This is a genomic window from Hydrogenophaga sp. 5NK40-0174 (assembly GCF_040372165.1).
Lineage (GTDB): Bacteria > Pseudomonadota > Gammaproteobacteria > Burkholderiales > Burkholderiaceae_C > Hydrogenophaga.
The window spans coordinates 439,397-465,820 of record NZ_BAABWG010000001.1 but is presented as its reverse complement, the minus strand read 5'-3'; the positions used below and the strand labels follow the sequence as shown (position 1 = coordinate 465,820).

Below are 26,424 nucleotides of genomic sequence, written 5' to 3'. Positions count from 1 at the left end.
CTTCTATTCCCTTTCAGCGACAGTATGTCTTGAGGCGTGTGTAGGTCAGGGCAACGGGATCAGGATCTTGAAATCCGTTCTTCCCGGCTCGCTGTCACACTCGATCAGGCCGTGGTGCTGCTGCACGAACGTCTGGGCCAACGTAAGCCCCAGACCTGAGCCTCCTTCCCTGCCTGAAACCAGGGGGTAGAAGATCCGGTCCTTGATCGAGTCCGGCACACCGGGCCCGTTATCGATGACATGCAATTCCAATGCCAACCTGTAGCGCTGCTTGCTGAAAGTGAGCTGGCGGCCAACACGCGTGCGAAAGATGATTTCGCCCTTGCCCTCGGCCACCTGAGCCGACAATGCATGCGCGGCATTGTGGGTGATGTTCAGTACGGCCTGAATCAGCTGTTCGCGATCACCCCTGAACTCCGGAATGGACGTGTCGTAGTCCCGGATCACTTTCAGGCCCTTGGGAAACTCGGCCAGGATGAGCGCCCGCACGCGCTCGCATACCTCATGAATGTTGACGTCACCGACCACGTGTGGCCGTCGATGAGGCGCCAGCAGCCGGTCGACGAGTGCCTGCAGGCGGTCTGCCTCATGAATGATGACCTGGGTGTATTCGATCAGCTCCTTGGTCTCGAGCTCCATCTGCAGCAGCTGCGCTGCACCGCGAATGCCACCCAGCGGGTTCTTGATTTCGTGGGCCAGGTTGCGCACCAGCTCCTTGTTGACCTGCGCCTGATCGGCCAGACGCTCCTCCCGCTCCTGGCGGGCCTGCTGCTCCAGCGGCAACAGTTCGACGATCAGCTCGTCGCTTCCGTCTACCGGTGCCACCACCACATGAACGGGCAAGGCATCGCCCAACGGGCGTTTGAGCCAGGCGTCATACCGCAGCGCCGCATACTCCTGGCCTTGTGCACCCGCAAGCGCACTCTCGAGCTGCAGTGGCTCGGCAAAACAGTCATGCAAACGCGCACCGGTGATCTGTCGCCTGGAAACACCCAGATGATCCTCGAGCGAGGCGTTGGCAAACCGGACGATGCCCTCGAGATCCACCACGGCCACCAGCGTGGCCAGCATGTCCAGAGCGTTGTAACGCACGGCGGCTTTATTGATTGGCATGGTCAGACCACCATTGCATATGAACCGGCAACGCCAGCGCAAGCTCAGCGCAGACACCCGCGCTGAAAGCCTTGCAGCGCTGTTCAGTCAGATAAAAAGGGCAAGCACAGGTGCGGCTGGCCGGCAGCTCCGCCAAAAGCCAGCCTCCCTGGGTTGAAGAATCAGTTCAGGCGATCGAGCTCGCGCTGAATGCTGGACACATCGCTTTCAGCGCGCTCGACTCTCTGCTTGAGCTGCTCAACACGATCGAGGTACATCTGGTGATTGCGATGCTCGGGACCGACTTTCTCTGGCTCTCCATTGGCGTATTCCTGCTTCGCCTTTTCCAGTCGCTCCTGTGCACTGGCCAGTTCCTTGTCCAGAATCGCCTTGGCGTCGCTATCGCGTTTCTTCTGTTCGGAAGAACTCACCTTCGGCGCCGAAGCGGGGCTGCGACGGGAGGAGGAGCTGCTCGATGAAGACGAGGACGATCGCGGGCTCGTACCCTCGATCACTGTCAGGTTGCCCCCTTCCATGACCTTGCACCCCCGACGCTTGGCTTCCTGCGCGTCGTTGAGATACTCGTTTCCACAACGGTAGACCGTGTCGCCTGCATGTGCAGAGCCAACACCCGCCAGCAGAGCCAAACCAACGAGCGAACCTGATGTCAAGGTAGAGAGCTTCATTATCGAATCCAGAAGTTTCGTTGTCCCGCAACAAGCCCAGATCTTGCTGCCTTCCCAAGTATGACCCAAAAACGGTGCACAAGTGCCCGGGCGCACAGTCCGAAACATGTCATTGCGGCGCAGACAAGACAAAAGGGGCGGTATGAACCGCCCCTTTTGCACCGTTTCCAGCTTTTGCCCGGCCTCCGAGGGAAACCGGAGCAAACACATCACAGGCTGTAGTACATGTCGTACTCGACCGGGTGTGGCGACTGGCGGAAGCGGGTCACTTCCTGCATCTTCAGCTCGATGTAGGCGTCGAGCATGGTGTCGGTGAACACGCCACCCTTGGTCAGGAAGGCGCGGTCCTGGTCCAGACACTCCAGAGCCTGATCCAGGCTGTGGCAGACGGTCGGGATCAGTGCGTCCTCTTCCGGCGGCAGGTGGTACAGGTCCTTGGTCGCTGCTTCGCCCGGATCGATCTTGTTCTCGACACCGTCCAGACCGGCCATGAGCATGGCGGAGAACGCCAGGTATGGGTTGGCCATTGGATCTGGGAAGCGAGCTTCGATACGACGACCCTTGGGGTTGGCCACGTAAGGAATACGGATGGAAGCAGAACGGTTGCGGCTGGAGTAGGCCAGCTTGACCGGAGCTTCGAAGCCAGGCACCAGACGCTTGTAGGAGTTGGTGGTGGGGTTGGTGATGGCGTTCAGGGCACGGGCGTGCTTGATGATGCCGCCGATGTAGTGCAGAGCGAAGTCGCTCAGACCAGCATAGCCGTCGCCTGCGAACAGGTTCTTGCCGTCTTTCCAGACGGACTGGTGAACGTGCATGCCGGAACCGTTGTCGCCAGCCAGAGGCTTGGGCATGAAGGTCGCGGTTTTGCCATAGGCATTGGCCACGTTCCACACCACGTACTTCAGGACCTGCGTCCAGTCGGCGCGCTCGGTCAGGGTGGAGAACCTGGTACCGATTTCGTTCTGGCCAGCGCCAGCCACTTCGTGGTGGAACACTTCCACTGGGATACCCAGGGCTTCCAGGATCAGCACCATTTCAGCGCGGATGTCCTGGTTGCTGTCAACGGGAGGCACTGGGAAGTAGCCGCCCTTGACGGTTGGACGGTGGCCGCGGTTGCCGCCTTCGAGCTTGGCATCGGTGCTCCAGGAAGCCTCGTACTCTTCGAGTTCGAAGCTCATCTTGCCCATGGATGTGCTCCAGCGAACGCCATCGAACAAGAAGAACTCTGGCTCGGGGCCGAAGTAAGCGGTGTCGCCCAGACCGGAAGCCTTCAGGTAGGCTTCAGCGCGCTTGGCGATGGAGCGTGGGTCGCGGTCGTAAGACTTGCCATCGCCTGGCTCGATCACATCACACTGCAGGAACAGCGTGGTTTCTTCGAAGAATGGGTCGATGTTGGCGGAAGAAGGATCGGGCATGAGCAGCATGTCAGATGCTTCAATGCCTTTCCAGCCTGCGACAGAAGAGCCGTCAAATGCGTGGCCAGACTCGAACTTGTCCTCATCGAAGTGAGAAACCGGCACGGTCACGTGCTGCTCTTTGCCACGGGTATCGGTGAAGCGGAAGTCCACAAAACGGACTTCGTTTTCCTTCACCAGGTTCATTACGTCAGCGACGGTCTTGGCCATCAAATGCTCCTGTTTTCTGGATAGGTGAAAAACGTGATAACACCGAGGTAGAGCAGGTTTCATGCCACGTTGACAAGGCCCCATCGGGTTCCCTCTTTCTGCCTTCGGCGCGCACATTATCGCCGAGTCGCCTGACGCGACAAGCCTTCGAGGCTGACGGGCGTCGTTGGGACACACGGCGCGACGCACCAATATAATGCATCACACCGAAGTGCACTATTTCGGTGCAGCCTCTCCGCGCACCAATTCGGGGCCCAATGGCACGCCATCTTCCTTCAGGGCGTCTCGCATGGCTGCAAAGGCTTGGTCCACCAGAGCAGGACTCCCCTTCACACCCAGCTCAATATGTCGTCCGAACTCAGGGTGATCGACGCTGGGCAGGCTGAAAACCCGAACACCAAATCCCTGCTCCATGCGTTGCATCAGCGGTGTGAGCTGTGCCTCAATGGCGCCCAGCACGATCACCGACCGTTCGCTCCATTGCCCGGTCGTGTGCAAATACCCGTACTGGTTGTCCAGGACGCTTTCGATCATGGGCCAGGCCATCACCGGGAAACCCGGCACAAAGTGAATGGTGGCGCCACTGGGAGACTGCGCGGTAAACCCCGGAATCCGGTTGTACGGGTTGGCAATGATGGCTGCGCCCGCCGGGAACACGCCCATGTTGAACCGGTGTACGTTGTCCGGACGGTTCGGGTCGTAGACCTCGCCTTTCTCTGCCGCCATGTCCCTCATCCGCTGCTCGATCAGCGCCTTTGCTTCAGGGTGGAGCACCAGATCAACACCCAGCGCGGCAGCCGCACTCTGCCGGGTGTGGTCGTCAGGCGTGGCGCCAATACCACCGCAGCAAAACACCAGATCGGCAGAGGCAAAGGCATCAGCCAGTGCAGCCACCAGGCGCGCAGGGTCGTCGCCAATGCACCGGGACCAGTCAAGGCTCATGCCCCGCGTCTGCAACAGCTCAATGACCTTGGGCATGTGCTTGTCCTGGCGTTTGCCCGACAGGATCTCGTCACCCACCACGATCAGGCCGATGCCGGCTGGCTTCCAGTGGTGGCTTGTCGCTTGGTTCACTTCGTTCATGGCTTGTCGCCTTCGCCCTTGTCATTTGCAGACGAACGCCCATCCTCCAGCGCAGCCGGAACGGTCGGCTCTTCCGGCTTCGACGGCGGCGCCGAAGACGCTTCCATCAGCGGTGCACTGGCCGCCGCCTTTGCGGGCACCGATTCTGCGACTGGCATGTCGGGCGGGGCGACAGGCAATGCACCCGCCTCCAGGCGCTTGCGGTGCAGCGCATCCAGACAGAAATGGGCAAACCACAGTGAGGCCAGCGCAAACACCATGGTGTAGACCCAGATGGCCAGCGGAACCATCACAAACGCCAGCGCCACAAACGTCAGGCCGGAGGCCCAAAGAAGGCTTGGAGCAGCGCCCAGAAAACCGCTGAGGATACCCATGAGCAACAGCGTACTGCGGTACTTGTGCATGATGGCCTTGCGTTCTTCCTGGCTGGCGTGCGTGGCCAGGGCGTCAAACGCAAATACGCGGTAGGTCAGCCAACCCCAGATCAGGGGGGGCAAGACCAGAATCAGGGGTGGAATCAACCACAAGGGAGCGGACAGAAGCAGCGCCAGCATGGCCATCGCCGTCGAAGCAACCGACCAGACGACGCTGACAAAAAACGACCCTCCGCGCTTCTTCTCCAGCTCTGCAAAGCGGCGCTCACCCACCAGATCCACCATGGCAGGCGTCATGAACATGGCCACCAGCAACAAGCTGGCCATCACAACCAGGGGGGATACCAGCACGAGCAGCAAGAGTTTGGCAACTGCGGCGTGCATGGAACTGGCTTCAGTGACCCCGAACCAGGACAAGGCGGACTGGATCCACTCCCTGGATTCGATCCACGTGGCCAGTGAGGCCACCGCTCCGTCCCAGAAAAAATAGCCGAACACAAACGCGGCCACCACCATGACCGCCAATGGCACGAGGGAGAGCCCGATCACGCGGGGGTGAATGCAGTAGGCCACCGCGCGCCAGAAGGCATCAAGCATCATCTTCATGCCATCAAGAATACATGGAAACCGTTGCCGGGACGTGTCCCTGGGAAATGGTGCGAGCGCTAACATGTCGGCATGCAGCACATCTCGATTGAAGGCGTCAGACTGGAGGTTCGTCACATCCCCGGCAGCACGCAGGACGCACCGCTTGTCTTCCTTCATGAAGGGCTAGGCAGCGTCGATTTGTGGCAAACCCGCGATACAGACTGGCCCAAGGCTGTTTGTCAGGCGACCGGCCGGTCAGGGTGGGTCTATTCGCGCCGGGGCTATGGTCGATCGGACCCGATTCCCGATGTCCGGGGCCGGCACCAGCGCAACGGGCTGTGGGGGTGCGGCCGGCACCCGGCCGATTACATGCATATCGAAGCATGGGAGGTGCTCCCCAGGGTTCTCCAGTCACTGGGCATCTCTCGCCCCGTGCTTGTCGGTCATTCCGACGGCGCCACCATTGCCCTGCTGCATGCATCCAGATGCGAAGTTCAGGCTTGCGTGGTCATGGCGCCGCACCTGTTCGTCGAGCCTGTCGCCATTGAAGCCATTGCTGACGCGAGGAAGGCCTACGAGGACAATGCAGCGGATGAACGATCGCTGCGATCAAGGCTGTCGCGCTACCACGATGACGTCGATTGCGCGTTCTGGCAGTGGAATGATGTTTGGCTCAGTGAAGTGTTCCGGTCCTTCGACATTCGGGAAACCTGTCGTGCCATTTCCGTGCCAGTGCTCGGACTTCAAGGCACAGAAGACGAGTACGGAACAATGGATCAATTGACGGCTCTCAATATGGCCGTGCCTGGTGCCAGGTTGGTGACGCTGTCCCAATGTCGCCACAGCCCCCACAAAGACCAGCCAGAAGCCACCGTGAATGAGATTGTCAGATTTCTGGGCCGCGGATGACGTCGCCGTCGCCACCCCTGGCCCAGGAGAAACCACGCACTACCAAGCGACTGCAGGAGAAACACACATGACCAACACAAAGCCCTCCGTGATGGCCGTCGATGTCCCACGTACAAACGCCGGCGAGTTTGGTCGCCTGGCAGAGGAGTTGCGACACAACCGGGTATCGCGTCGCAGCAGCCTGTGGCTGCTGGGTGCCGCATCGGCAGCGCCTGCCCTGGCAGTGTTGCAAGGCTGCGCCCAGTCGCCCGTGTCCGGCGAGTCGATTCTGGTCGGCATGAGTGAAGAGCAGGAACGCGCGATCGACGCGAAGGTGTCACCGCATCAGTTCTCGCAAGATCTAGGCGCCGTGCAGGATGCACCCAGCAATGATTATGTTCAGCAAGTGGGCCGTCAGATGCAAGGACTGACGCACCGCCCGGACATGCCCTACTCCTACCGCGTGCTCAACGCCAATCACGTCAACGCGTACACCTTCCCGGGCGGAGCCATGGGTGTGACCCGGGGCATCCTGGTCGAGCTGAAGGACGAGGCCGAGCTGGCGGCATTGCTCGGCCATGAGATGGGCCACGTGAATGCACGCCATGCGGCGCAGCGGCAGGGCTCGGCCATGGTGACACAGGTGGCGGTAGCTGGTCTGAACGTCGCCGCCAGTGGCAGCAAATGGAGTGGTCTTGTCGGGCTCGGCTCACAGGTGGGGGCCAGCGCCTTGCTGGCCAGCTACTCCCGGGACAACGAGCGTGAAGCCGATGCGCTGGGGCAGTCCTATATGGTCAAGGCCGGCTACCCAGCCAACGGCATGACAGAGCTGCACCAGCTTCTGGTCGACCAGGAAAAGCAGGAGCCGGGCATGTTGGCCACCATGTTCTCCTCCCACCCCATGAGCCGCGAGCGACGCGACGCTGCCGCCGTGGCGGCGAAAACCAGTTACGCCGCAAGTCTGGGCGCCTCCCCCCAGCGGGAGAGGTTCATGGACTCCACCAGCAGCCTCCGCGCCCAGCGAAGCGTCATCAAACTTTGCCAGGAAGGCGAGAGCGCCATGGCGCGCGAAGCCTTGCCTCAAGCACACACAGCTCTCCAAAGCGCCATGAAGAGTGGTCCACGCGACTACGCCGCCCATGTTCGAATGGCCCAGTGCCTCCAGGCCATGGGACAACCCGGCCAGGCACGCAGCGTGGCCAGACAGGCCCAGGCCCTGTACCCACAAGAGGCCCAGGCCCACAAACTGGCCGGCGTACTGGCCCTGCAGATGAAAGACCCCGGCAATGCCTTTGCCAGCCTCGACCAGTTCGACAGACTTCTTCCAGGCAACGCTGGCGTCCTGTTTCTCAAAGGCGTGTCCCTCGAAGGCATGGGCGAAAAGGAAAAGGCGGCCCAGCACTATGCAAGCTACCTGGAGGGCAACCGTGAAGGCAAAGCAGCTCAGTACGCCGTGTCCAGGTTGAGAGCCTGGGGCTACGTGCGCTGAATTTGCGTTCAGCGACTGGAGCGAAGAAGCGGCGTCAGCGAGGCGCAATCAGAAAGTACTAGACTCGAGGGTTGTTTTGAGTACGAAATACCACATCTCGAATCTGCACTACCGCCAAATAAGTCACAAATAGAGTACGCATTTCCGCAGACCGTCGCTGAGGCGGCACATGCGACTCTACAATTTGACACATAAGCGGTGCCTTCGCTCTCCAATGACTGAGCCTCTTCCTATCCCTCTCTGGCTGCTCCTCTTGCTCGTGCCTGCCCTGATTGTCCTGGGTGGCATGGTGCACCGTTGGTGGAAAGTCCGGCAGGAGCGGCAGAAGCGCAGGCTCCCGAAGCACTGGCCGCTGATGTCTCGCGCCCTGCTCAACAGCGATGAAGTCCGTACCTGGCACTGGCTCTCCCGTACCTTCTACGATCACCACGTGATGATCAAGCTGCCGGTCACTCGTTTCACCCTGCCCCGGGACCCCGAGGAAGGCAAAAACTGGTACCAGTTGCTGGCGAGCGTCTACTGCACCTTTACCATCTGCCACACCGACGGCCGGGTCGTCGGTTGCATTGATGTGCCTCCCAAGGCCGGCATCCGCCCGCAAGTGCGGCGTCTCAAATATGGCTTGCTCACGCAATGCGGGTACCCCTACTGGATCGTCCGGCCGGATGATCTTCCGCCAGTTGCCGAGATCCGCGCAGAGTTCCTTGGGGAAAGTCGCGAGGCGCAGACTATCCGCCAGAACGAAGAAGAGCAGCGAGCACTCCACGATGCACAGGCCAACCTGCGCAGTGCCATCGACCGTCGCCGCCGCAATCGCGGCAACACCGACTTTGGCGGCCTGTCCTCATGGCCTAACAGCACTGTCGATCCACGGGGAGACCTCCATTCACAGTGGGGGGAGAACTCCTTTCTCATGCCACTGGACAGCCGCAAGGGCGATTTGCTCTGACGGCATCAGTACCGGTGGCAGACTGCCCCAAAGCGCCGCCTGATCAGGTTTGCCGTGCGGTGAGAGAAGCCACCTCTTCCTGTGTCAACCACCGCCACTCCCCTCTGGACAGCTCGTCAGGCAAGTGCAGACTGCCCGTCTGGCTGCGGTGCAAACCCGTGACCAGGTTCCCCACAGCGGCCAGCATTCGTTTGACTTGGTGGTACTTGCCTTCGGTAAGGGTCAAGCTCAGCGTATGCGGCCCTGTGATCTCACAAGCCACCGCCTTGACAGGTTTGGGGTCGTCGCGCAGCACCACCCCTTCGAGCAAACGTCGACGTTGCTGTTCGTCCATCGCGTCACGCACGGTCGCCTGGTAGACCTTGGGCACATGGTGCTTGGGCGAACTCATGCGATGTATGAACTTGCCATCGTCAGAAAGCAGCAGGAGGCCTGTGGTGTCCTGATCAAGCCTGCCGACGGTCTGGACTCCGGCAGACGCCCCGCCAGGCCGCTGCCTCAAAGGCGGTGGCAAAAGGGTATACACGCTCGGGTGCACAGACGGCTTCTGTGAGCACTCGTATCCTGCAGGCTTGTTCAGCATGAGATAGGCCAGCGGCTGGAAAGCCCACAGCTCATCCTGAACCCTGAACACCAGCCCGTCCGTCTCCAGGTCTTCGTCTGGGTCCTGGGCCAGGCGGTCTTCCGCTCCAACCCTTACGTGCCCCTGCTGGATCAGACCCAGGCAGACGCGCCGCGTTCCAAATCCCTGCGAATACAGTATCTCTTCAAGCCTCACACTCAACCTGCCACATAGCCTTGTTCAACAAGCTCACATTGTGCCTGCTAGGGCTCGGGTGCTCGCCAATGGCTTGAAGCCTGGATGCCTACGTCACTGTGGCAGCTGCATCTTCGCCATCACAAAACGGGTAGGCCCATCGCGCAGCCTGCGCTGGAGGTGTTCCGCCGTAGAACCAGCGCTGAGCGTCGGTCGTGCTCAGGGCGTCGGAGTTGATTGGAAGGGATGACTCATCTTCATCGAACATGCTCACATACCTTTCTGCGCGTGGTACTGCGTGGAAAAATCGGCAGTGCCATCCCTGCCCGCCCCGGTCTCGCCCTCGTTGGCCGCGTCAACCCCATGATCTTGAATGCCCAGCCATGCCAGCAGCGAGCCCCGAAGCTCAGGGTCCGCCAGTTGCACGGAGGCCCACGAGCCGATTTGATCGGGCAGATCGTCTAGATGCTTTTGCAAAAACGTCCAACGCCAAGGCTTGGTCATGATCAGCGCAGCACCAAACCCGGCCGCCGCACCGAGGCTGCCAAGCGGGTGCCGTCGAATGACCGAGACAGCCGGCTCCAGCAAGGGCTGCCAGATCGCCATGTCTGCTAGCTGATTCCAACCTGCTGGCACTTCACGCGTGGACGTGTCAGCTGCCCCGCCATGGCCCGCATACCGTCTGTGCTCCTGAACTGGGGATGCATTGCAAACCGCTCTCTGCATCATCCGCCGCGTGGCCGAAAGGCGCAGTGCAGCGGATTGTGCGGGCGTCACGAATGATGAGTCTTGCGCACTCATGAGAGAGACTCCTTGCCGTTGTCCAGCCAGCGCGCATCCAGTGCCAACTGCTCACGCGTCAAAGGGAAATCCACACTGACTGCACACCGGGCAAATTTCCACCCTGCCAAAGCTGAAAGCACCGCTGGCACCACTGGCGCGATCCAGAAGACCCAATGGCCGACCAAGGCTGGTTCGCTCTCGCTGGCCACGACCCACAACATGGCCGAAACCCCAGCCAGAATCGCGGCGACAACACCACCAGCCACACAAACCGAAAACCACGCCCATCTTGTCTGCAGCTCTCTGGCAGCCGCCTGGGCTTCAGTTTGCACCAGACACGCATACGCCTGAGCATGCTCAGACACCAGTTCTGGTCTTCGCAAGGCGAGGTGTACAAGCGTCTTCATCATGGTTTGAACTTCCCGGGAGCGCCCAGGCCATGCCTGCAGGCCTGGGCGCAACGTTGCGATCAGCGAGACTTCGAACAAGCACTCAGCTCGCCAGTTTGCGCTTCTTGGCCATCGTCACGAGCGTCGCCACCGTGGCGCCTGCAGCTGCAGCCATCAGCACTGACTGCAGTGGTTTCTCGCGAACTTTGCTGGCAGCCTTCTCCGTGTAGTCGTTGGCGGTTTCCCTGACCTTCACCTGTACAGCCTTGGCCTGGGCCAAGCGCCTCTGCGCAAATTCATCCACCTGGGTCGCGGCAGACCCAAGCTTGCGGGGCGCCGCCTTGTGCAATTTTTTGACAGAGGCCTCTGCTTTATCCAGAGCGCCGTTGGCGATGACACGGGTTGACTCAATCAAACCTTCAGTCGCGGTGGCCGTTTGATCGGCCGCCTTCTCTACAGATTCGAACGTGCTGTGAATGGCTTTTGAAGTGGCGTTCATGTGTATCTCTCCTGGATATGAAACTGTGAATATCGGTGCTGACCAGTGACCTGATCCGGAATCACCAGCGGCGAGCGATTCCCGACGAGTTGCTCGGAAGCGGACGCGTTCTAGCGTTTGCCCAGGCCAAGAAGAAACGTGGCAATGGCCATCACGACGAAGACAAGGAAGAGCAGCTTCGCGATCCCGGCTGCGCCAGCAGCAATGCCGCCAAAGCCGAATACAGCAGCAATCAGGGCGATGACGAAGAAAACGACTGCGTAGTGCAACATGGTGAACTCCTTTTGAATGGAGACCGGGCAGAAAGCGCCTGGCCATGAGTTCACTGTATGGCGGCAAGATCAGCGCCCGCAGCAGCCGATGCCGCAAACACCTGTCGGCGATTGATCCGTTGCGATGTAGGAGCCGACCTACCCGGCAACTGCTGAGACTGTTGCAGCCGGCAACGGCACTTCCGCGCAAATGCGGGCGCCTTCTCCAGCGCGAGACATGACCGTGAGCATCCCGTTCACAGCTTCGACCCGGAAGCGCATGCCACGCAGGCCGTGATGTCCTGCATGTTCGGCCTTAGGGTTGAAGCCCACACCATTGTCCTGCACACACAGAACAGCCTTCCCCTCCTCCTTGCGCAGTGTCACGTCCACCCGCGAAGCCCTCGCATACTTGCCCACGTTCGTCAGCGCTTCCTGCACCACCCTGAACAGCGTCAGCTCAATCGAGGCTTCTGCCTTGATGTCGTCCAGTTCCACATTCATCGAAATGCCTGCACCATTGCCGAACTCTCCGCACAAGATCTCCAGCGCCGGCACCAGGCCAAGACTGCTGAGCGTCGACGGCCTGAGATCCTCAATGATCCGGCGTTTGAGGGCAATGCCTGAGTTCAGGGTTTCCGTCAGGTGCGTCAGGCGCGGCAACATGTCTGGCAAAGCGTGTTTCATCTTCGGCTTGATCCGCGCCACATCCAGCTTGGCCGCTGTCAAGAGCGCACCGAGTTCGTCGTGCAGCTCCCTGGCCAGGGCGGCGCGCTCATCCTCGCGCACTGTCTGCATGTGTTGCGCCAGTTCCCGCAGGTCCTGGGTCCGCGCATGCACGGCCTCCTCCAGCGCATCCCGCTCACGTGCCAGCGCCAGCTGTTGCGCCGCTCGCTGGTCTTGCATGGCGCCCGCCTGCCGCATGAACATGATCAACACCAGCAGACTCAGAAATGTCAAAGAGGCCACACCGATCCGGCTGAGACTCAAAGTCTCGAACACCTGCCCTACCCCGACACCGATCTTGCCCGTCTGGTCAGCCATCAAGGCATCGACCTCAGCCTGCAGCTCCTCCATCATTTCCCGGCCAATGCCAGAGCGCACCAGGTCCAGCGCGAACTCCCTGTTGCCGGCATCTGATCGCGCCATCACCTCTTCCATTTCGGCAAATTTGGCCTCAACTACCTGCCCGATGGTCGCCATGCGCGCCAGCGCCTCTTCATCACCCAGCGCGGTGTAGGCATCGTTGAGCAGCTTCAGTTGTTCGAGCGCACGAGCATGTGCCTGGTGGTATGGATCAAGGTAATCCTGGCCACCTACCAGCAAGTAGCCACGCTTTCCACTCTCGGCATCCGAGACCACACGCAGCAAGCGAATCAGCTCCAGGCGAGCACGACCCTTGTCCACCTGCTCAGCCAGGTGTCCACGCGCTTGCTGATACGCCAATTCGCTCACGCCAACCAGCAGCAATGCCGCCACGACCGCCAGTGGATAGGCCACAGCACGAATGCGGGATGCATTGGAGAAGAGAAATTTCAGACGTGTCATGCCCTAGACTATGCAGCAACTACGAAACGCATGGAGCGAACCCAACATGATCCGGATTGGAATCGTCGACGACCACGCCATTGTTCGCACTGGCCTCAAGCAATTCCTGTCTGACCAGGTTGACCTTCGGGTGACCGGCGAAGCCGGCAACGGGAAAGAAGCCCTCGATCTGGTGCGACAAGGTGAAGTGGATGTCCTGATCATGGACTTGTCCATGCCAGATCAAAGCGGCGTTGATGCGCTTGCAGCCATCAAGGCCCGAGAGCCCGATCTTCCCGTCCTCATCCTGAGCGGATTTCCGGAGGCCCATTACGCCACGACCTTGCTCAAGCAAGGAGCTAGTGGATACCTGAACAAGGAATGCGATCCTGAAGACATCATCACCGCGATACAGACCGTCCACCGGGGCCGAAAGTACATCACGCCGGCGGTTGCCGAGTTGCTGGCAGATACGCTGGGTGGCGACGCGAACAAGCAACCACACGAAGAGCTTTCGGACCGTGAGTTCCAGGTCTTTCTCAGGCTCGCCAAGGGCGAGACGGTCGGCAACATTGCAGACAGCATGAGTCTGAGCGTCAAAACAGTCAGTACCTACCGCACTCGGGTGATGGAAAAAATGAAGCTCGCCTCAAACAGCGATCTCACCTACTACGCTCTCAAGAACGGGCTGATTCAATAGCCCACAGGGCGGAAGCAAGGCAAACAAGACACGCAGCGACACCGCAGGTCACCTCACGCGTGGGCAACCTCTTCGCAATACTCGAGAAGCTCTTCAAGCTCTGCCGATTTGTCGAACACCCGATCGGCTCCCATCTTCAGGCATCGCTTGCGCATGTCTGCCGTTGCATAGTTCGTCAGCACCACCAAGGCAGCCTTGGGCAGTTTCTGCCTGGCCTGACGCAGCACTTCGATCCCGGTCCCTGACTTGAGAAAGACGTCGATGATCATGAGGTTGCAAGTCGAAGGTGCTTTCAAGAGCCACGTCACAGCTTCTTCCTCGCTTTCAGCCGTCCCTAACAGGTCGAGCTCCACCAATTCATGCAGTGTCTCGACGAGGTTGGAGCAAATCACAGGACTGTCTTCTACGATGAAGCAGTGCAGCACGCCTGCCGAAACAGAATGAGGTGAGGATGCGGAGTTCATTTGCATAGCAACATAGGGGCGGGTTACCTGGCCATCACGGTTATGCCCTCCGCCCCTTCCTCGACATTACACACCCTCGCCAACATTTTGTATGTCAGATGATTCCTACACGCCCGGGGCTGGCCATCATGACCAGTGGCCCGCGCGCTTGGGCTTTCATCCTTGGGTCTGGCCGGCTTCGACCAGGCGGCTTACGAACGAACCACCAGCCCATTGTTCACCAGCCGCACGCCCGCCGTGTTCCGTGCAATCATCTCGGCTGCAGTCTTTTCCGCCTCACTCTTGGCAAAGCCGCTGAGCAACACCTCTCCATCCAGCGTCTCGACCTTGATGGAACTGGCGTCCACTCGCTCGCTCTCGACAAAAGCAGCTCGAATCTTGGCCGTGATCGTCGTGTCGTCGATGTACTCGCCCACCGTTGACTGGCCACGGGTCACGGAGCAGGCCGGCAACACAGTCACCGCAGCCAGGGCAGCGGCCAGAGCCACAAGAGACCTACGGGTATTCAACATGGTCAACATGATTTCTCTCCTTGGAATGTGAAAAAGGGGACGGTAAAGGGGAAGCTCAGCGGTGAAAGCGCGGTTCCTCGCCGGAAGGCATACGGCCTTTCTGCGTCATTGCTTGAGGGCGCCAACACCAAGAATGGCAAGCGTGATAACCACCAGGAACGCGATCAGGAAAAGTACGAACAAGAACTTGGCGATACCGGCAGCGCCGGCGGCAACGCCGCCAAAGCCCAGAATCCCGGCCACCAGCGAAACCACCGCAAATATCAATGCCCACTTCAGCATGGCTGACTCCTTTCTGAGTTGGTTTGTGGCCCGACATACCGTCTGGCCATGACTCAACTGTAGAAATGGAAGGGGCCCCGTCGCATCGGCCGGGACCACAACAGCCTGTAGGACAAGGCCTCGATCCGCAAAGGACAGCGACCGCTGGGCAAGTTCAGGCCGCGCACTCTGCAGACGCGACGCAACTTCGCGGCTTCAGCTCGCTGTGCCTGTGTTTCCTCTGATGCTCAGCGAAACAGCAATACTCAAGCCAGCCAGGCAGGCGCCAAGCCAGAACGTCCAGGCTGATCCCAGCACGTCCCAGGCAACACCGGCAGCGATGCTGCTGACCAGCAATGCAAGTCCGCAGGCAAGGTTGAACGTCCCGAATGCGGTGCCACGCAGTTCGCTCGGCGCCACGTCGGCGACCCAAGCGGCCAGCAGCCCTTGCGTCAAGCCCATGTGAAGGCCCCAGAGCGCCACGCCGACGACCACCCAAGTCCAATGCCCTGCAACGGCCAGCACCACATCGGCCACCACAAGCACCGCACATCCGGCTGCCAGCAGGTAGCGGCGGTCCATCCGGTCGGACATTGCGCCAGATGGATAAGCGCTCAGGGCGAAGGTCACATTCATCACCACCATCACCACCGGTGCCCAGGCCAGACCCAGCCCGAGCTGCTCCGCTCGCAGGACCAGAAACGCCTCACTGAAGCGCGCCAATGAAAACACGGCGCCAATGATCACCACCTGCCAGAAGGGTGCGCCAAGGCGCTTGAGCGAACGCCAGCGAAGTGGGAACTCTCTTGGCTTCTCAGGCCTTGCGGCAGGCTCGCGAACACCCCAGATCAGCAGCGCAACCGCCAGAAAGCCCGGCACCACCGCCACCCAGAACACTGCCCTGAAGTCATCCGCTGTCAATAGCATCAGCACCACAGCCAGCAGCGGCCCCGCAAACGCACCCACCGTGTCCAGAGACTGCCGAAGTCCGTAGGCAGCTCCTCGCATCGCCGGCGGCGTGACGTCCGCCACCAACGCATCTCGTGGGGCGCCGCGAATGCCCTTGCCCACCCTGTCGATCAGCCGGGCCGAAAGAACCACGCCAGCGGTTCCCGCAACAGCGAACAGTGGCTTGGTCAGTGCGCCCAACCCGTAACCAGCCACAGCCAACCATTTTCGACGCCCAAGCATGTCACTGAGCACACCGGAGAAAACCTTGACGATCAGTGCTGTGGCCTCCGCCAATCCTTCAATGATGCCGACCACGGTGGCGCTGGTTCCCAGCACAGCCACCATGAACAGTGGAAGAAGGCTGTGGATCATCTCGGAAGAGATATCCATGAGCATGCTGACAAAGCCCAGCACCCATATGCTCTTGGGCAGCACGCGCAATCGATTCATATGCCCTGACATGTTCAACTCCCTTGTGAATCTGCGGTGTCCAGAGTGACATCCGGTCGTGCACAAGCACTGCCCATGGTCGCCAACGTCCTCGGGGGCGAGCGGACGACTCGGACGCCTGAGAGCTGACCATCAACCAAGCCACACACCCCTTCGTAAATCGTCAACGCCATGGTGACAGGTGCTCAAAGTCAAAGAACTTGATCTCGAACATCAGCTTCCGCATCGGCATTGTCTCAGCACGACTCTGCCCGGAGGTGCGCTCCAGGCGACGTCCATTGACCCACAAAAGTGCCAGCCGCAGCAAAAGCAATGCAAATGTTGCTGTCGGCAAAAGGGTAACTGATCGCTGAGCTCTCCATCAGCGAAGACGCGTCAGGAAAAAAGGCTGTCAAGGATACTTCCTTGACAGCCTTTGGATGGTGTAGTGGTGGAGCTGGGGGGATTTGAACCCCCGTCCGCAAGCCTTCTTCGCGCAGTTCTACATGTTTAGTCGTCTGAATTGAGTCTCACCCGTGATGTCGCGCAGCGACACGCTACACCACCAGCCAGTACCCTTGAATCTCGCCCCGCATCAAGGTACCCGATACGAAGCCAGCTGATAAAAATTACCTTGCAGCCGGGACGGCCTTGCGGCCGCCCTTGCCCAGCCTACCAGCGTGCTGTTGCAAGGCTCACCGGATTAAGCGGCGAGTGCGAAACGTTCGTCGTTTGCAGTTAGTTTTTTTTCTGCGGTTTAACGAGGTGACAGAACCTCGACATGCCCTGCTGCGTGCCCGAACCCACGTCGAAACCAATGCAGCCCCAGTGAAGACTATTTTAGGGCAATTGCAGCCATTTCAAGACCTGCTCTGGAGAATCTGCGATGGCATCGCCCCCCCACTCGTGAGGATGCTTGTGGGCCCCCAGATATCCGTAGTTCGCCACCAGCGTCGTCATGCCGGCAGCATTGCCAGCCACCACGTCACGTTCGTCGTCCCCGACATAGACACAGCGCTCAGGGGATGCCCCCACACGTCTGGCGGCTTCATACAGAGGCTCCGGGTGCGGTTTGGGATGGGGCGTCGTATCACCGCACACCACCGCTCCTGCAGTTGCGAACAGGGGCAAGCCGGCCAGCAAAGGGTGAGTGAACCTCTCGGCCTTGTTCGTGACCACGCCCCACGGAATACCCGCTGACACCAGTTGCGCGATCAGGTCCGGCACCCCGTCAAATGGACTGGTCTGATCAAGAAGCCCTTGCTGGTACTCCTCAAAGAACTCCTCGCGCAGAGCCAAGAAGCCTTCGTCTTCCGGGGAAAGCTCAAATCCGACACGCAGCATGCCTCGGGCACCCGCCCCCGCCCAAGGGCGATAGCGCTCCAGTGACATGGGCGGCAAACCTCGCCGCAACCGCATTCGTTCGGCGGCAGCTGCGAGATCAGGAGCACTGTCGATCAGTGTCCCATCCAGATCGAAAAGCACAGCGGCAAACCTGAACATGGTCGCGCCAACTTACCCGGCCGGTTTGCGGGTAGAGATCAGGTAGTTCACGCTGGTGTCTCCGCTGAGCCAGTAGCGCCCGGTCAGCGGATTGTGCTCCATACCCCGGGTCTGCTGCAGCTCAAGATCAGCCTGACGGCAAAAACCTGCCAACTCCGCCGGGCGAATCAGTTTGGCGTACTCATGCGTGCCTTTCGGCAACATCTGCAACACGTATTCAGCCCCCACAATGGCCAACAGAAACGCCTTGGCGTTTCGATTGATGGTGGAGAAAAACACCCAGCCACCAGGTTTGACCAGCCGGGCACAGGCCGAGACGATGGATGCCGGGTCTGGCACATGCTCCAGCATTTCCATACAGGTCACCACATCGAAACTGGCTGGCGCCTCGTCGGCCATGGCCTCGGCGCTGATTTCCCGGAACGTGATGTTTGGCGTCCGGGCTTCCATGGCGTGAAGTTGCGCCACGCGCAACGCCTTGGTCGCCAGATCAATGCCTGTCACTTCCGCTCCCTTTCGCGCCATGGAGTCGGAAAGAATGCCACCCCCGCAGCCGATATCGAGAACCTTCTTGCCAGCCAGAGACGCTTGGGCATCAATCCAGTCCAGGCGCAAGGGGTTGATCTGATGCAGCGGCTTGAACTCGCTCTCCGGGTCCCACCAACGGTGAGCCAGGTCCGAAAATTTGGCCAGTTCGGCCGGATCAGCGTTGACTTTCGATTCCATCATCCGAGCATTATCGCCCGCCTCCTGTCCGCTGGGTCCGGACAAAGAAAAACGCCATGACCAATAGCAGGCCATGGCGCTCCCGGGCGGGCTGTATCAGCCCACGAGGCGATGTTTACATCGGCTTGGCGGTGCCCACCACCTCGATTTCCACGCGCCGGTTCTTTGCCCTGCCCTCTCGCGTCTTGTTGGAAGCGACCGGCTCGCTCTCACCGCGCCCTTCCGTCACGATCTGGTCGGCTGGCACGCCCTTGCTCACCAGATAAGCCTTGACCGATTCGACACGGCGAATGGACAGGGCCTGGTTGTAGTCGTTTGAACCAATGGCATCGGTGTGCCCCACGGCAATGATGGTCTCCACGTCCACCTTGCCCAGATCGGAGACCAAGCTATCGAGTGCTGCCTTGCCCGCTGGCTTGAGGACCGACTTGTCAAAATCGAAATACGTCTCGGCCGAGAAATTCATGGTCTTGGCCGCTGGAGCTGGTGCGGGCGCCGGTGCCGGTGCAGGTGCCGGTGCAGCCGCCGCTGGCGCAGGTGCCGGCTCCGCCGCTTTCAAAGCGCCATCACAGTCTGCCGCAGCTGTCGCCGGGGTCCAGAAGCTGTTCCTCCAGCATAGATCGCCTGCCCCGTTTTTCCAGATCAGCTCCGAAGTGCCATTGGTCCAGTTGTCTACCGCCTGGGCGCTGGCGGCACCGGCCAGCGTCGTGAAGGCCACGGTAAGGGCGATCTTGCTCAGTTTGCTTTTTTTCATGGTGGTCTTTTCCTCTCGAAGAACTCCCTCCTGGGAGCGGTTGCTGATTGACTCGATGGCATCAGGTTGAGCCTCCAACCTCTGCACCTCGAATGACTTCAGTCTATTGAGGCACCGAACACGGCGGAATCGGCATCCGCCGTGCGCTGATGTAGGACAACCGCCCAATTTGACGTCAAATGGTTCGGTCTGTCCCACTCAAATCGATACCAGAAGCTTCAAAAGCATCCAATTGCCTCAACAGACTGATTCGCGCCAATCTCTGGGGCTTTCCAGCACGCCCAACTGAACCAGGACCACGTCATCTCGACCCCTCTGGCGGCCAGCACTCGTGGTCTATTTGATACACACCTTCCCTCCAGGCGAAAAAAAACCGCGCCGAAGCGCGGTTTCTTTGCCTGAAGGCCGGACTCACTGAGCAGCGCGGGTGCCCACGACTTCGACTTCAACGCGACGGTTCTTGGCACGGCCAGCACGCGTCTTGTTGTCAGCCACAGGCTGGGTCAGACCCTTGCCTTCGGTGTACACGCGGGCTGCATCGATGCCCTTGCTCACCAGGTAAGCCTTCACAGCTTCTGCACGACGAACCGACAGTGCCTGGTTGTACTTGGCGGAACCGATGGAGTCGGTGTGACCCACAGCGATCACCACTTCCAGCTCGATGTCGGCAACCTTGGAAACCAGATCGTCCAAGCGGGCCTTGCCAGCAGGCTTGACCACGGACTTGTCGAAATCGAAGAATGCGTCGGCTGCGTAGGTCACCTTGGTGGGTGCGGCTTCAGCGGGCGCAGCGGCAGGGGCAGCGGCAGCGGGGGCTGCTGCAGGAGCAGCGGCAGGAGCAGCGGGAGCAATGGCGCCATCGCAGTCGGCAGCGGCCGTAGCAGGCGTCCAAGCGCTGTTGCGCCAGCACAATTCGCTGGTGCCGTTCTTCCACACCAACTCGGAAGTACCGTTGCGCCAGTTGTCGACGGACTGTGCGCTTGCTGCAGTTGCCATGGCCGCAGCTGCCACCAGCATTGCCACTTTGTTGAGATTCTTCATGGATTTCCTCTTGGACAGCCGAAAACGGCCTAAATACCAACCAAACAGACGTTTGAAGCGACCCTCGCCCCAATAACGTTACAAACATTGTGCCACAAGGATTTGAACTTTTGAATGTCGCAAATTGTCATCACCCTTACTAAAAGTGCGGGTTAACCCTTGCGATTGCCGACCGTCTTCCATCAGGAGCTCGCCGGGATATGGACCTCGAACAACAGACTAAAATGCAAGGTTTTCATGTCGACTAAAGCCCGGGTTGCGCCAATGGCAAACCGAGGCTCCCAGCATCCATGACCGAGTTCGCAAAAGAGACACTGCCCATCAGCCTTGAAGAGGAGATGCGCCGCAGCTACCTTGACTACGCCATGAGCGTGATCGTCGGGCGCGCCCTGCCTGACGCCCGGGACGGCCTCAAGCCCGTCCACCGAAGGGTGCTTTATGCGATGCACGAACTCAACAACGACTGGAACCGTGCATACAAAAAGTCTGCACGTATCGTCGGTGACGTGATCGGTAAATACCACCCGCACGGTGATTCCGCTGTGTACGACACCATCGTGCGCATGGCCCAGGACTTCTCCCTGCGCCACATGCTGGTCGACGGACAAGGTAATTTCGGGTCCGTGGACGGCGACAACGCCGCGGCCATGCGATATACCGAAATCCGCCTGGCCAAGATTGCCCATGAGATGCTGGCGGACATAGAGAAGGAGACCGTTGATTTCGGCCCCAACTACGACGGCAGCGAAAAAGAGCCGCTGGTGCTCCCCACCCGTTTGCCCAACCTGCTGGTCAACGGGTCGGCCGGTATTGCTGTGGGCATGGCCACCAACATCCCGCCACACAACCTCAATGAGGTGGTGGATGCCTGCCTTCACATGCTCAAGAGCCCGGACGCCTCCATCGACGAACTGATGGAGATCATTCCGGCGCCAGACTTTCCTACCGCAGGCATCATCTACGGCATTTCAGGTGTCAAAGACGCCTACCGCACCGGCCGCGGCCGGGTTGTGATGCGCGCCAAGTGCCACTTTGAGCCCATCGACAAAGGCCAGCGTGAAGCCATCATCGTCGATGAGCTGCCCTATCAGGTCAACAAAAAGACCTTGCAGGAGCGCATCGCCGAGCTGGTCCATGAAAAGAAAATTGAGGGTATCAGCCACATCCAGGATGAGTCCGACAAGTCGGGCATGCGCCTGGTCATCGAGCTCAAGCGCGGCGAAGTGCCTGAGGTGGTGCTGAACAACCTCTACAAGCAGACGCAGCTCCAGGATACCTTCGGCGTGAACATGGTGGCGCTGGTCGACGGCCAGCCTCGCCTGTGCAACCTCAAGGACCTGATTCAGGTCTTCATCGACCATCGGCGTGAGGTCGTCACCCGGCGCACGGTCTACGAACTGCGCAAGGCACGCGAGCGAGGCCATGTACTGGAAGGCCTGGCAGTTGCGCTGGCCAATATTGACGAGTTCATCCGCATCATTCGCGAGTCCCCCACCCCGCCGGTGGCAAAGGCCGAGCTCATGGCTCGTGGGTGGGACAGCAAGCTGGTGCGCGAAATGCTCACCCGCACAAGGGAAGACGGTGGCACCGTCAACGCGGACGACTACCGCCCCGAAGGGCTTGAGCGCGACTTTGGCATGCAGGCAGATGGCCTGTACCGCCTGTCCGAAACGCAGGCACAGGAAATTCTGCAGATGCGTCTGCAGCGCCTGACCGGACTGGAACAAGACAAGATCGTTGCCGAGTACAAGGATGTGATGTCTCACATCGAAGATCTGCTCGACATCCTGGCCAAGCCCGAACGGGTCTCCGCCATCATTTCCGGCGAACTGGAAGCGGTGAAACAGGAGTTTGGACAGACCAAACTTGGCGCACGGCGCAGCGAGATCGAGCACAACGCGCAAGACCTTGCCACCGAAGACCTGATCACGCCTACCGACATGGTGGTCACCCTCAGTCACAGCGGCTACATCAAGAGCCAGCCGTTGTCAGAGTACCGGTCGCAAAAGCGCGGTGGCCGAGGCAAGCAGGCGACACAGACCAAGGAAGACGACTGGATCGACCAGCTGTTCATCGCCAACACCCATGACTACATCCTGTGCTTCTCCAACCGTGGACGGTTGTACTGGCTGAAAGTCTGGGAAGTGCCTGCGGGCTCCCGCAACTCCCGTGGCCGCCCCATTGTGAACATGTTCCCTCTGCAGGACGGCGAGAAGATCAACGTGGTGTTGCCGCTGACAGGCGATTTCCGCAGCTTCCCGGAGGATCATTTCGTCTTCATGGCCACCGCTGGCGGCACGGTCAAGAAGACGGCACTCAACGAATTCAGCAATCCGCGCAAGGCGGGCATCATCGCTGTTGGCCTTGACGAGGGCGACTACCTCATCGGCGCAGCACTCACCGACGGCGAGCACGACGTCATGCTGTTCTCCGACGGCGGTAAAGCCGTGCGCTTCTCCGAGAACGACGTTCGCCCGATGGGTCGGAATGCGCGCGGTGTGCGCGGCATGATGCTCGAAGATGGCCAGAACGTCATTGCGCTGCTGGTGGCTGAAGATGAAAGTCAGAGCGTTCTGACGGCCACCATCAATGGCTATGGGAAGCGCACGCCGATTGGTGAGTACACCCGCCATGGTCGTGGCACGAAAGGCATGATTGCCATCCAGCAAAGTGAGCGCAACGGCAAGGTTGTCGGGGCCACATTGGTGCACACGGACGACGAGATCATGCTGATCACGGACAAAGGCGTCCTGGTGCGCACCCGTGTCTCGGAGATCCGTGAGATGGGGCGGGCCACACAGGGCGTCACGCTCATTGCGCTCGACGAGGGCTCCGAGCTGTCTGGCCTGCAGCGCATTGTGGAGAACGATGCGGCCGTGCCCGATGCCGAGGAAAGCGACGAAGCCGAAGGCACCGATGGCGACGCGTCAGCGGAAGGTGGTGACAACGAATGACGCGCCCCTTCAACTTCTCGGCAGGCCCTGCGGCCATGCCGGAAGTCGTTTTGCAAAAAGCCGCTGCGGAAATGACCGACTGGCATGGCTGCGGCATGAGCGTGATGGAGATGAGTCACCGTGGCAAGGAGTTCATTTCCATTGCCAAGAGTGCCGAGACACGCGTACGCGAGCTGCTTCGCGTCCCTGAGACTCACCACATTCTCTTCATGCAAGGTGGCGGCCTGGCAGAAAACGCTGTCGTGCCCCTGAACCTCGGCGGCGCCGGAGCGATCGACATGATCGTCACCGGCAGCTGGAGCCAGAAATCCGCGAAGGAAGCGGCTCGCTACGGCACTGTGAATCTGGCGGCCAGCAATCAGGCTGACGGTCACAACACCCTGCCCGACCCGGCCAGTTGGTCGCTGTCCAAAGGTGCGCGCTATGTACACATTTGCAGCAATGAGACCATCCATGGGGTCGAATTTCACGAGCTGCCTGACCTCAAGACACTGGGCAGCGATGCGCCCTTGGTGATCGACTTTTCGTCCCACGTGGCTTCGCGCCCGGTAGACTGGAGCAAGGTCGGGCTGGCCTTTGGCGGCGCTCAGAAGAACCTGGGGCCTGCAGGGGTGACCCTGGTCGTCGTTCGCGACGACTTGCTCGACAAAGCCATGGACATTTGCCCCAGCGCGTTCAGCTACCGCAACGTGGCCGACAACGAGTCCATGTTCAATACCCCCCCGACGTTTGCCATCTACATGCTGGGTCTGGTCTTTGACTGGCTGGCCGAGCAGACCCACGGGACACTCAAGGGCGTCGAGGCCATTGAGCAGAAAAACATCGCCAAAGCGCAACGGCTCTATGACTTCCTGGACGGCTCGTCGTTCTACGAGAACCGCGTGGCGGCCAATTGCCGGTCGCGGATGAATATTCCTTTCTTTTTGGCCGATGAATCCCGAAATGCGGATTTTCTGGCCGGCGCCAGTGACAGCGGCCTGCTCCAGCTCAAGGGGCACAAGTCTGTTGGCGGCATGCGCGCCAGTATCTACAACGCCATGCCCATGGCCGGGGTGGAGGCGCTGATCGCCTACATGACCGAATTCGAGCGCACGCAAGCCTGACAAAGACACGACAAACACCCGAAACCAGCATGAGCAAACCCGTCCAAACCGAAGAACTTGCCAAGCTGCGTGTGCAGATCGACTCGCTCGACAAGCAACTGCTGCAGATGCTCAACGAACGAGCCCGTGTTGCGGAGGCGGTCGGGGAGCTCAAGCGCAAGGAGGGATCACCGTTCTTTCGGCCTGACCGGGTGGCCCAGGTCATTCAGAAAATTCAGGACGGAAACCCCGGGCCTTTGCTCAACCCTCATGTGGCAGCCATCTGGCGCGAAATCATGTCTGCATGCCTGGCACTGGAGGCGCCGCAACGCGTGGCCGTTCTGGGGCCACAAGGCACTTTCTGCGAAGAAGCCGCGGTTGAGTTCTTTGGCAGCGCGGCCAACTTCATCTACTGCGCCAACTTCGATGAGGTCTTCCATGCCACGGCAGCAGGCACTGCCCAGTATGGTGTGGTGGGCATCGAAAATTCCACCGAAGGTGCAGTGGCACGATCGCTGGACCTATTCTTGCGTTCTCCAGTGCATATCGTGGGTGAAGTCAGCCTTCTGGTTCGGCACAACCTGTTGCGCCAGGTCAATGACCTGAACGATGTCGAGGCTGTGCTGGCCCACCCGCAGGCGCTGGCTCAGTGCCAGAAGTGGCTGTCCGAGCATTTGCCTCGTGCAGAACGTCGTGCCGTGGCCAGCAATGCAGAAGGCGCCAGGCTGGCCGCAACGAATCCCGCATGGGCCGGCATCGCGAGCGAGCGCGCAGCCGCCCAGTTCGGGCTGCACATCGTTTCGCACGCCATTCAGGACGAGGCCTACAACCGCACCCGCTTTGCCATCATTGCCCTGCCCCAGACGATGGCCACGCCACCGGCCACTGGGCATGACAGCACCAGTATCGTGGTGTCTGTGCCGAACAAACCGGGGGCCATGCATGATCTGCTGGTCCCGCTGAAGACCCATGGCGTCTCCATGACGCGATTTGAGTCGCGGCCAGCGAAGTCCGGCCAATGGGAATATTATTTCTATATCGACATCGCCGGACACCCGACCGATCCCGGCGTTGCTGCAGCCCTCAAAGAGCTTCAGCAACTGTGCGCCTTCTACAAGGTCTTGGGCGCTTACCCTGTGAGCAAATAAAAGATGATTGAGCAGCTTGGTTTGATTGGTTGCGGCCTGATGGGCGGGTCGTTCGCCCTTGCGCTGAAAAAGGCCGGACTGGTCAAACGCGTGGTGGGATACAGCAAATCGCCCTCCACCACCGAGCGCGCCCGACGCCTGGGCGTGATCGATGTGGAAGCACCGTCGGCGCTCCTGGCCGTCTCTGGCGCAGACCTCGTGGTGCTGGCCGTGCCGGTCGCTGCGACCGAGTCAACTTTCAAGGCCATCCGGCATCTGGTCAGCCCCAACTCGCTGATCATGGACGTCGGATCCACCAAGCGTGAGGTCATCGATGCGGCTCGCCGCGTGTTGCGTGAGCAGGTCAGCTGCTTTGTTCCTGCCCACCCTATCGCGGGCAAAGAACTCGCAGGCGTTGATCACGCAGACGCAGACCTGTACACAGGTCGCCAGGTCATCCTCACGCCCATTGAGCGAACCCTGGCCAGCAAGGTGGAGAAAGTCGCTCAGATCTGGACGGCGCTGGGCAGCCATGTCAAGGTCATGACGCCGGAAGCACACGACGCTGCCTATGCTGCTGTGAGCCACCTTCCGCACATGATCGCCTTTGCCATGATGAATGGCATCCTGGCGCAGGATCATGCGCAGGACTTTCTGTCCCTGGCCGGTCCGGGATTCCGCGATTTCACTCGAATCGCCGCCAGTGACCCTTCCGTGTGGCGAGACATTCTGATTTCAAACAAGGAAGAGCTGCTGGACCAGATGCAGTACTTCCAGCGCTCTTTGCACGCCCTTGAAACTGCGATCTCCGCCACCAACCCGGATGCCCTGGAAGCGCTGATCGAGCAAGCCAGCGAAGGGCGAGCCAATTGGCGCATGACGGCGATCAAGCCGCAAAGCTGACGCTCGCGTAGCGTCGGGTAACGGCGCGTCGCAAGAG

At 60.1% G+C, this 26,424-nt stretch carries 28 protein-coding genes and 1 other RNA gene; 8 read left to right on the top strand and 21 right to left on the bottom strand.

Going from position 1 to position 26,424, the window contains the following annotated elements; genetic code table 11:
- Positions 1–45 precede the first annotated feature (45 nt).
- The 5 genes from glnL to ABWV89_RS02090 form a co-directional block, all read right to left on the bottom strand.
- Complete coding sequence (gene glnL / locus ABWV89_RS02110) at positions 46–1,113, bottom strand: nitrogen regulation protein NR(II) (protein ID WP_353393733.1); 1,068 nt, start codon at positions 1,111–1,113, stop codon at positions 46–48.
- A 161-nt stretch (positions 1,114–1,274) separates the two neighbouring features.
- Positions 1,275–1,778, bottom strand: a complete 504-nt coding sequence (locus ABWV89_RS02105; RefSeq protein ID WP_353393731.1) for a hypothetical protein — start codon at positions 1,776–1,778, stop codon at positions 1,275–1,277.
- A 209-nt stretch (positions 1,779–1,987) separates the two neighbouring features.
- The gene (gene glnA, locus ABWV89_RS02100; RefSeq protein ID WP_353393729.1) at positions 1,988–3,403 is read right to left on the bottom strand and encodes a type I glutamate--ammonia ligase; all 1,416 of its coding nucleotides are present in this window, start codon (positions 3,401–3,403) and stop codon (positions 1,988–1,990) included.
- Positions 3,404–3,619: 216 nt separating this feature from the next.
- The gene (locus ABWV89_RS02095) at positions 3,620–4,486 is read right to left on the bottom strand and encodes a competence/damage-inducible protein A (protein ID WP_353393727.1); all 867 of its coding nucleotides are present in this window, start codon (positions 4,484–4,486) and stop codon (positions 3,620–3,622) included.
- Positions 4,483–5,466, bottom strand: coding sequence for an EI24 domain-containing protein (locus ABWV89_RS02090; RefSeq protein WP_353393725.1), 984 nt, complete (start codon positions 5,464–5,466; stop codon positions 4,483–4,485). The genes ABWV89_RS02095 and ABWV89_RS02090 overlap by 4 nt, the downstream gene beginning before the upstream one ends.
- Before the next feature lie 72 nt (positions 5,467–5,538).
- On the opposite strand from ABWV89_RS02090, the gene ABWV89_RS02085 reads away from it, so the two are divergent.
- From ABWV89_RS02085 to ABWV89_RS02075, 3 genes are all read left to right on the top strand, one after another.
- Positions 5,539–6,357, top strand: coding sequence for an alpha/beta fold hydrolase (locus tag ABWV89_RS02085; protein ID WP_353393723.1), 819 nt, complete (start codon positions 5,539–5,541; stop codon positions 6,355–6,357).
- 67 nt (positions 6,358–6,424) lie between these two features.
- Complete coding sequence (locus ABWV89_RS02080) at positions 6,425–7,825, top strand: M48 family metalloprotease (protein WP_353393721.1); 1,401 nt, start codon at positions 6,425–6,427, stop codon at positions 7,823–7,825.
- A 214-nt stretch (positions 7,826–8,039) separates the two neighbouring features.
- Positions 8,040–8,774: a DUF2726 domain-containing protein gene (locus ABWV89_RS02075; RefSeq protein ID WP_353393719.1), complete on the top strand. Its 735-nt coding sequence runs from the start codon at positions 8,040–8,042 to the stop codon at positions 8,772–8,774.
- Between the two features lie 43 nt (positions 8,775–8,817).
- On the opposite strand, the gene ABWV89_RS02070 is transcribed toward ABWV89_RS02075, so the two are convergent.
- From ABWV89_RS02070 to ABWV89_RS02040, 7 genes are all read right to left on the bottom strand, one after another.
- Complete coding sequence (locus ABWV89_RS02070) at positions 8,818–9,552, bottom strand: 16S rRNA pseudouridine(516) synthase (RefSeq protein WP_353395135.1); 735 nt, start codon at positions 9,550–9,552, stop codon at positions 8,818–8,820.
- An 88-nt stretch (positions 9,553–9,640) separates the two neighbouring features.
- The gene (locus ABWV89_RS02065; RefSeq protein WP_353393717.1) at positions 9,641–9,799 is read right to left on the bottom strand and encodes a hypothetical protein; all 159 of its coding nucleotides are present in this window, start codon (positions 9,797–9,799) and stop codon (positions 9,641–9,643) included.
- A 2-nt stretch (positions 9,800–9,801) separates the two neighbouring features.
- Positions 9,802–10,332, bottom strand: a complete 531-nt coding sequence (locus ABWV89_RS02060; protein ID WP_353393715.1) for a hypothetical protein — start codon at positions 10,330–10,332, stop codon at positions 9,802–9,804.
- On the bottom strand, positions 10,329–10,724 hold the full coding sequence (locus tag ABWV89_RS02055) for a hypothetical protein (protein ID WP_353393714.1): 396 nt from the start codon (positions 10,722–10,724) through the stop codon (positions 10,329–10,331). The genes ABWV89_RS02060 and ABWV89_RS02055 overlap by 4 nt, the downstream gene beginning before the upstream one ends.
- An 82-nt stretch (positions 10,725–10,806) precedes the next feature.
- Positions 10,807–11,202, bottom strand: coding sequence for a hypothetical protein (locus tag ABWV89_RS02050; RefSeq protein WP_353393713.1), 396 nt, complete (start codon positions 11,200–11,202; stop codon positions 10,807–10,809).
- A 110-nt stretch (positions 11,203–11,312) separates the two neighbouring features.
- The gene (locus tag ABWV89_RS02045) at positions 11,313–11,474 is read right to left on the bottom strand and encodes a DUF1328 domain-containing protein (RefSeq protein WP_353393711.1); all 162 of its coding nucleotides are present in this window, start codon (positions 11,472–11,474) and stop codon (positions 11,313–11,315) included.
- 138 nt (positions 11,475–11,612) lie between these two features.
- A complete protein-coding gene (locus ABWV89_RS02040; protein ID WP_353393709.1) occupies positions 11,613–13,001 on the bottom strand; it encodes a CHASE3 domain-containing protein in 1,389 nt (462 codons plus the stop codon).
- A 46-nt stretch (positions 13,002–13,047) separates the two neighbouring features.
- Here ABWV89_RS02040 and ABWV89_RS02035 point away from each other — a divergent pair, with 46 nt between their 5' ends.
- Positions 13,048–13,680 (top strand): response regulator, encoded by a 633-nt coding sequence (locus tag ABWV89_RS02035; protein ID WP_353393708.1) that lies wholly within the window; start codon positions 13,048–13,050, stop codon positions 13,678–13,680.
- 53 nt (positions 13,681–13,733) lie between these two features.
- Here the strand turns inward: ABWV89_RS02035 and ABWV89_RS02030 are convergent, their stop codons facing one another.
- The 9 genes from ABWV89_RS02030 to ompA (ABWV89_RS01990) form a co-directional block, all read right to left on the bottom strand.
- Complete coding sequence (locus tag ABWV89_RS02030) at positions 13,734–14,144, bottom strand: response regulator transcription factor (RefSeq protein WP_353393706.1); 411 nt, start codon at positions 14,142–14,144, stop codon at positions 13,734–13,736.
- A 191-nt stretch (positions 14,145–14,335) separates the two neighbouring features.
- On the bottom strand, positions 14,336–14,665 hold the full coding sequence (locus ABWV89_RS02025; RefSeq protein WP_353393704.1) for a BON domain-containing protein: 330 nt from the start codon (positions 14,663–14,665) through the stop codon (positions 14,336–14,338).
- A 96-nt stretch (positions 14,666–14,761) separates the two neighbouring features.
- Complete coding sequence (locus tag ABWV89_RS02020; RefSeq protein WP_353393702.1) at positions 14,762–14,938, bottom strand: DUF1328 family protein; 177 nt, start codon at positions 14,936–14,938, stop codon at positions 14,762–14,764.
- Positions 14,939–15,133: 195 nt separating this feature from the next.
- Positions 15,134–16,330, bottom strand: a complete 1,197-nt coding sequence (locus ABWV89_RS02015) for an MFS transporter (RefSeq protein ID WP_353393700.1) — start codon at positions 16,328–16,330, stop codon at positions 15,134–15,136.
- 416 nt (positions 16,331–16,746) lie between these two features.
- Positions 16,747–17,124: a transfer-messenger RNA gene (gene ssrA / locus ABWV89_RS02010) on the bottom strand.
- A 13-nt stretch (positions 17,125–17,137) separates the two neighbouring features.
- Positions 17,138–17,800, bottom strand: a complete 663-nt coding sequence (locus ABWV89_RS02005) for an HAD-IA family hydrolase (RefSeq protein WP_353393698.1) — start codon at positions 17,798–17,800, stop codon at positions 17,138–17,140.
- Between the two features lie 12 nt (positions 17,801–17,812).
- Positions 17,813–18,526, bottom strand: a complete 714-nt coding sequence (ubiG, locus tag ABWV89_RS02000; protein ID WP_353395134.1) for a bifunctional 2-polyprenyl-6-hydroxyphenol methylase/3-demethylubiquinol 3-O-methyltransferase UbiG — start codon at positions 18,524–18,526, stop codon at positions 17,813–17,815.
- Positions 18,527–18,641: 115 nt separating this feature from the next.
- A complete protein-coding gene (gene ompA, locus ABWV89_RS01995) occupies positions 18,642–19,280 on the bottom strand; it encodes an outer membrane protein OmpA (RefSeq protein WP_353393696.1) in 639 nt (212 codons plus the stop codon).
- 411 nt (positions 19,281–19,691) lie between these two features.
- Positions 19,692–20,321 (bottom strand): outer membrane protein OmpA, encoded by a 630-nt coding sequence (gene ompA, locus ABWV89_RS01990; protein ID WP_353393694.1) that lies wholly within the window; start codon positions 20,319–20,321, stop codon positions 19,692–19,694.
- A gap of 290 nt (positions 20,322–20,611) precedes the next feature.
- Between ompA (ABWV89_RS01990) and gyrA the strand changes: the two genes are divergently transcribed.
- From gyrA to ABWV89_RS01970, 4 genes are read left to right on the top strand one after another with little or no spacing between them, the layout of a single operon-like run.
- The gene (gyrA, locus tag ABWV89_RS01985; RefSeq protein ID WP_353393692.1) at positions 20,612–23,275 is read left to right on the top strand and encodes a DNA gyrase subunit A; all 2,664 of its coding nucleotides are present in this window, start codon (positions 20,612–20,614) and stop codon (positions 23,273–23,275) included.
- Positions 23,272–24,378 (top strand): 3-phosphoserine/phosphohydroxythreonine transaminase, encoded by a 1,107-nt coding sequence (serC, locus tag ABWV89_RS01980; protein ID WP_353393690.1) that lies wholly within the window; start codon positions 23,272–23,274, stop codon positions 24,376–24,378. Before gyrA ends, serC begins: the two co-directional genes overlap by 4 nt.
- Before the next feature lie 29 nt (positions 24,379–24,407).
- Positions 24,408–25,505, top strand: coding sequence for a prephenate dehydratase (gene pheA / locus ABWV89_RS01975; RefSeq protein WP_353393688.1), 1,098 nt, complete (start codon positions 24,408–24,410; stop codon positions 25,503–25,505).
- 3 nt (positions 25,506–25,508) lie between these two features.
- Entirely contained in the window at positions 25,509–26,387 is an 879-nt protein-coding gene (locus ABWV89_RS01970) for a prephenate dehydrogenase (protein ID WP_353393686.1), read from the top strand.
- Positions 26,388–26,424: the final 37 nt, after the last annotated feature.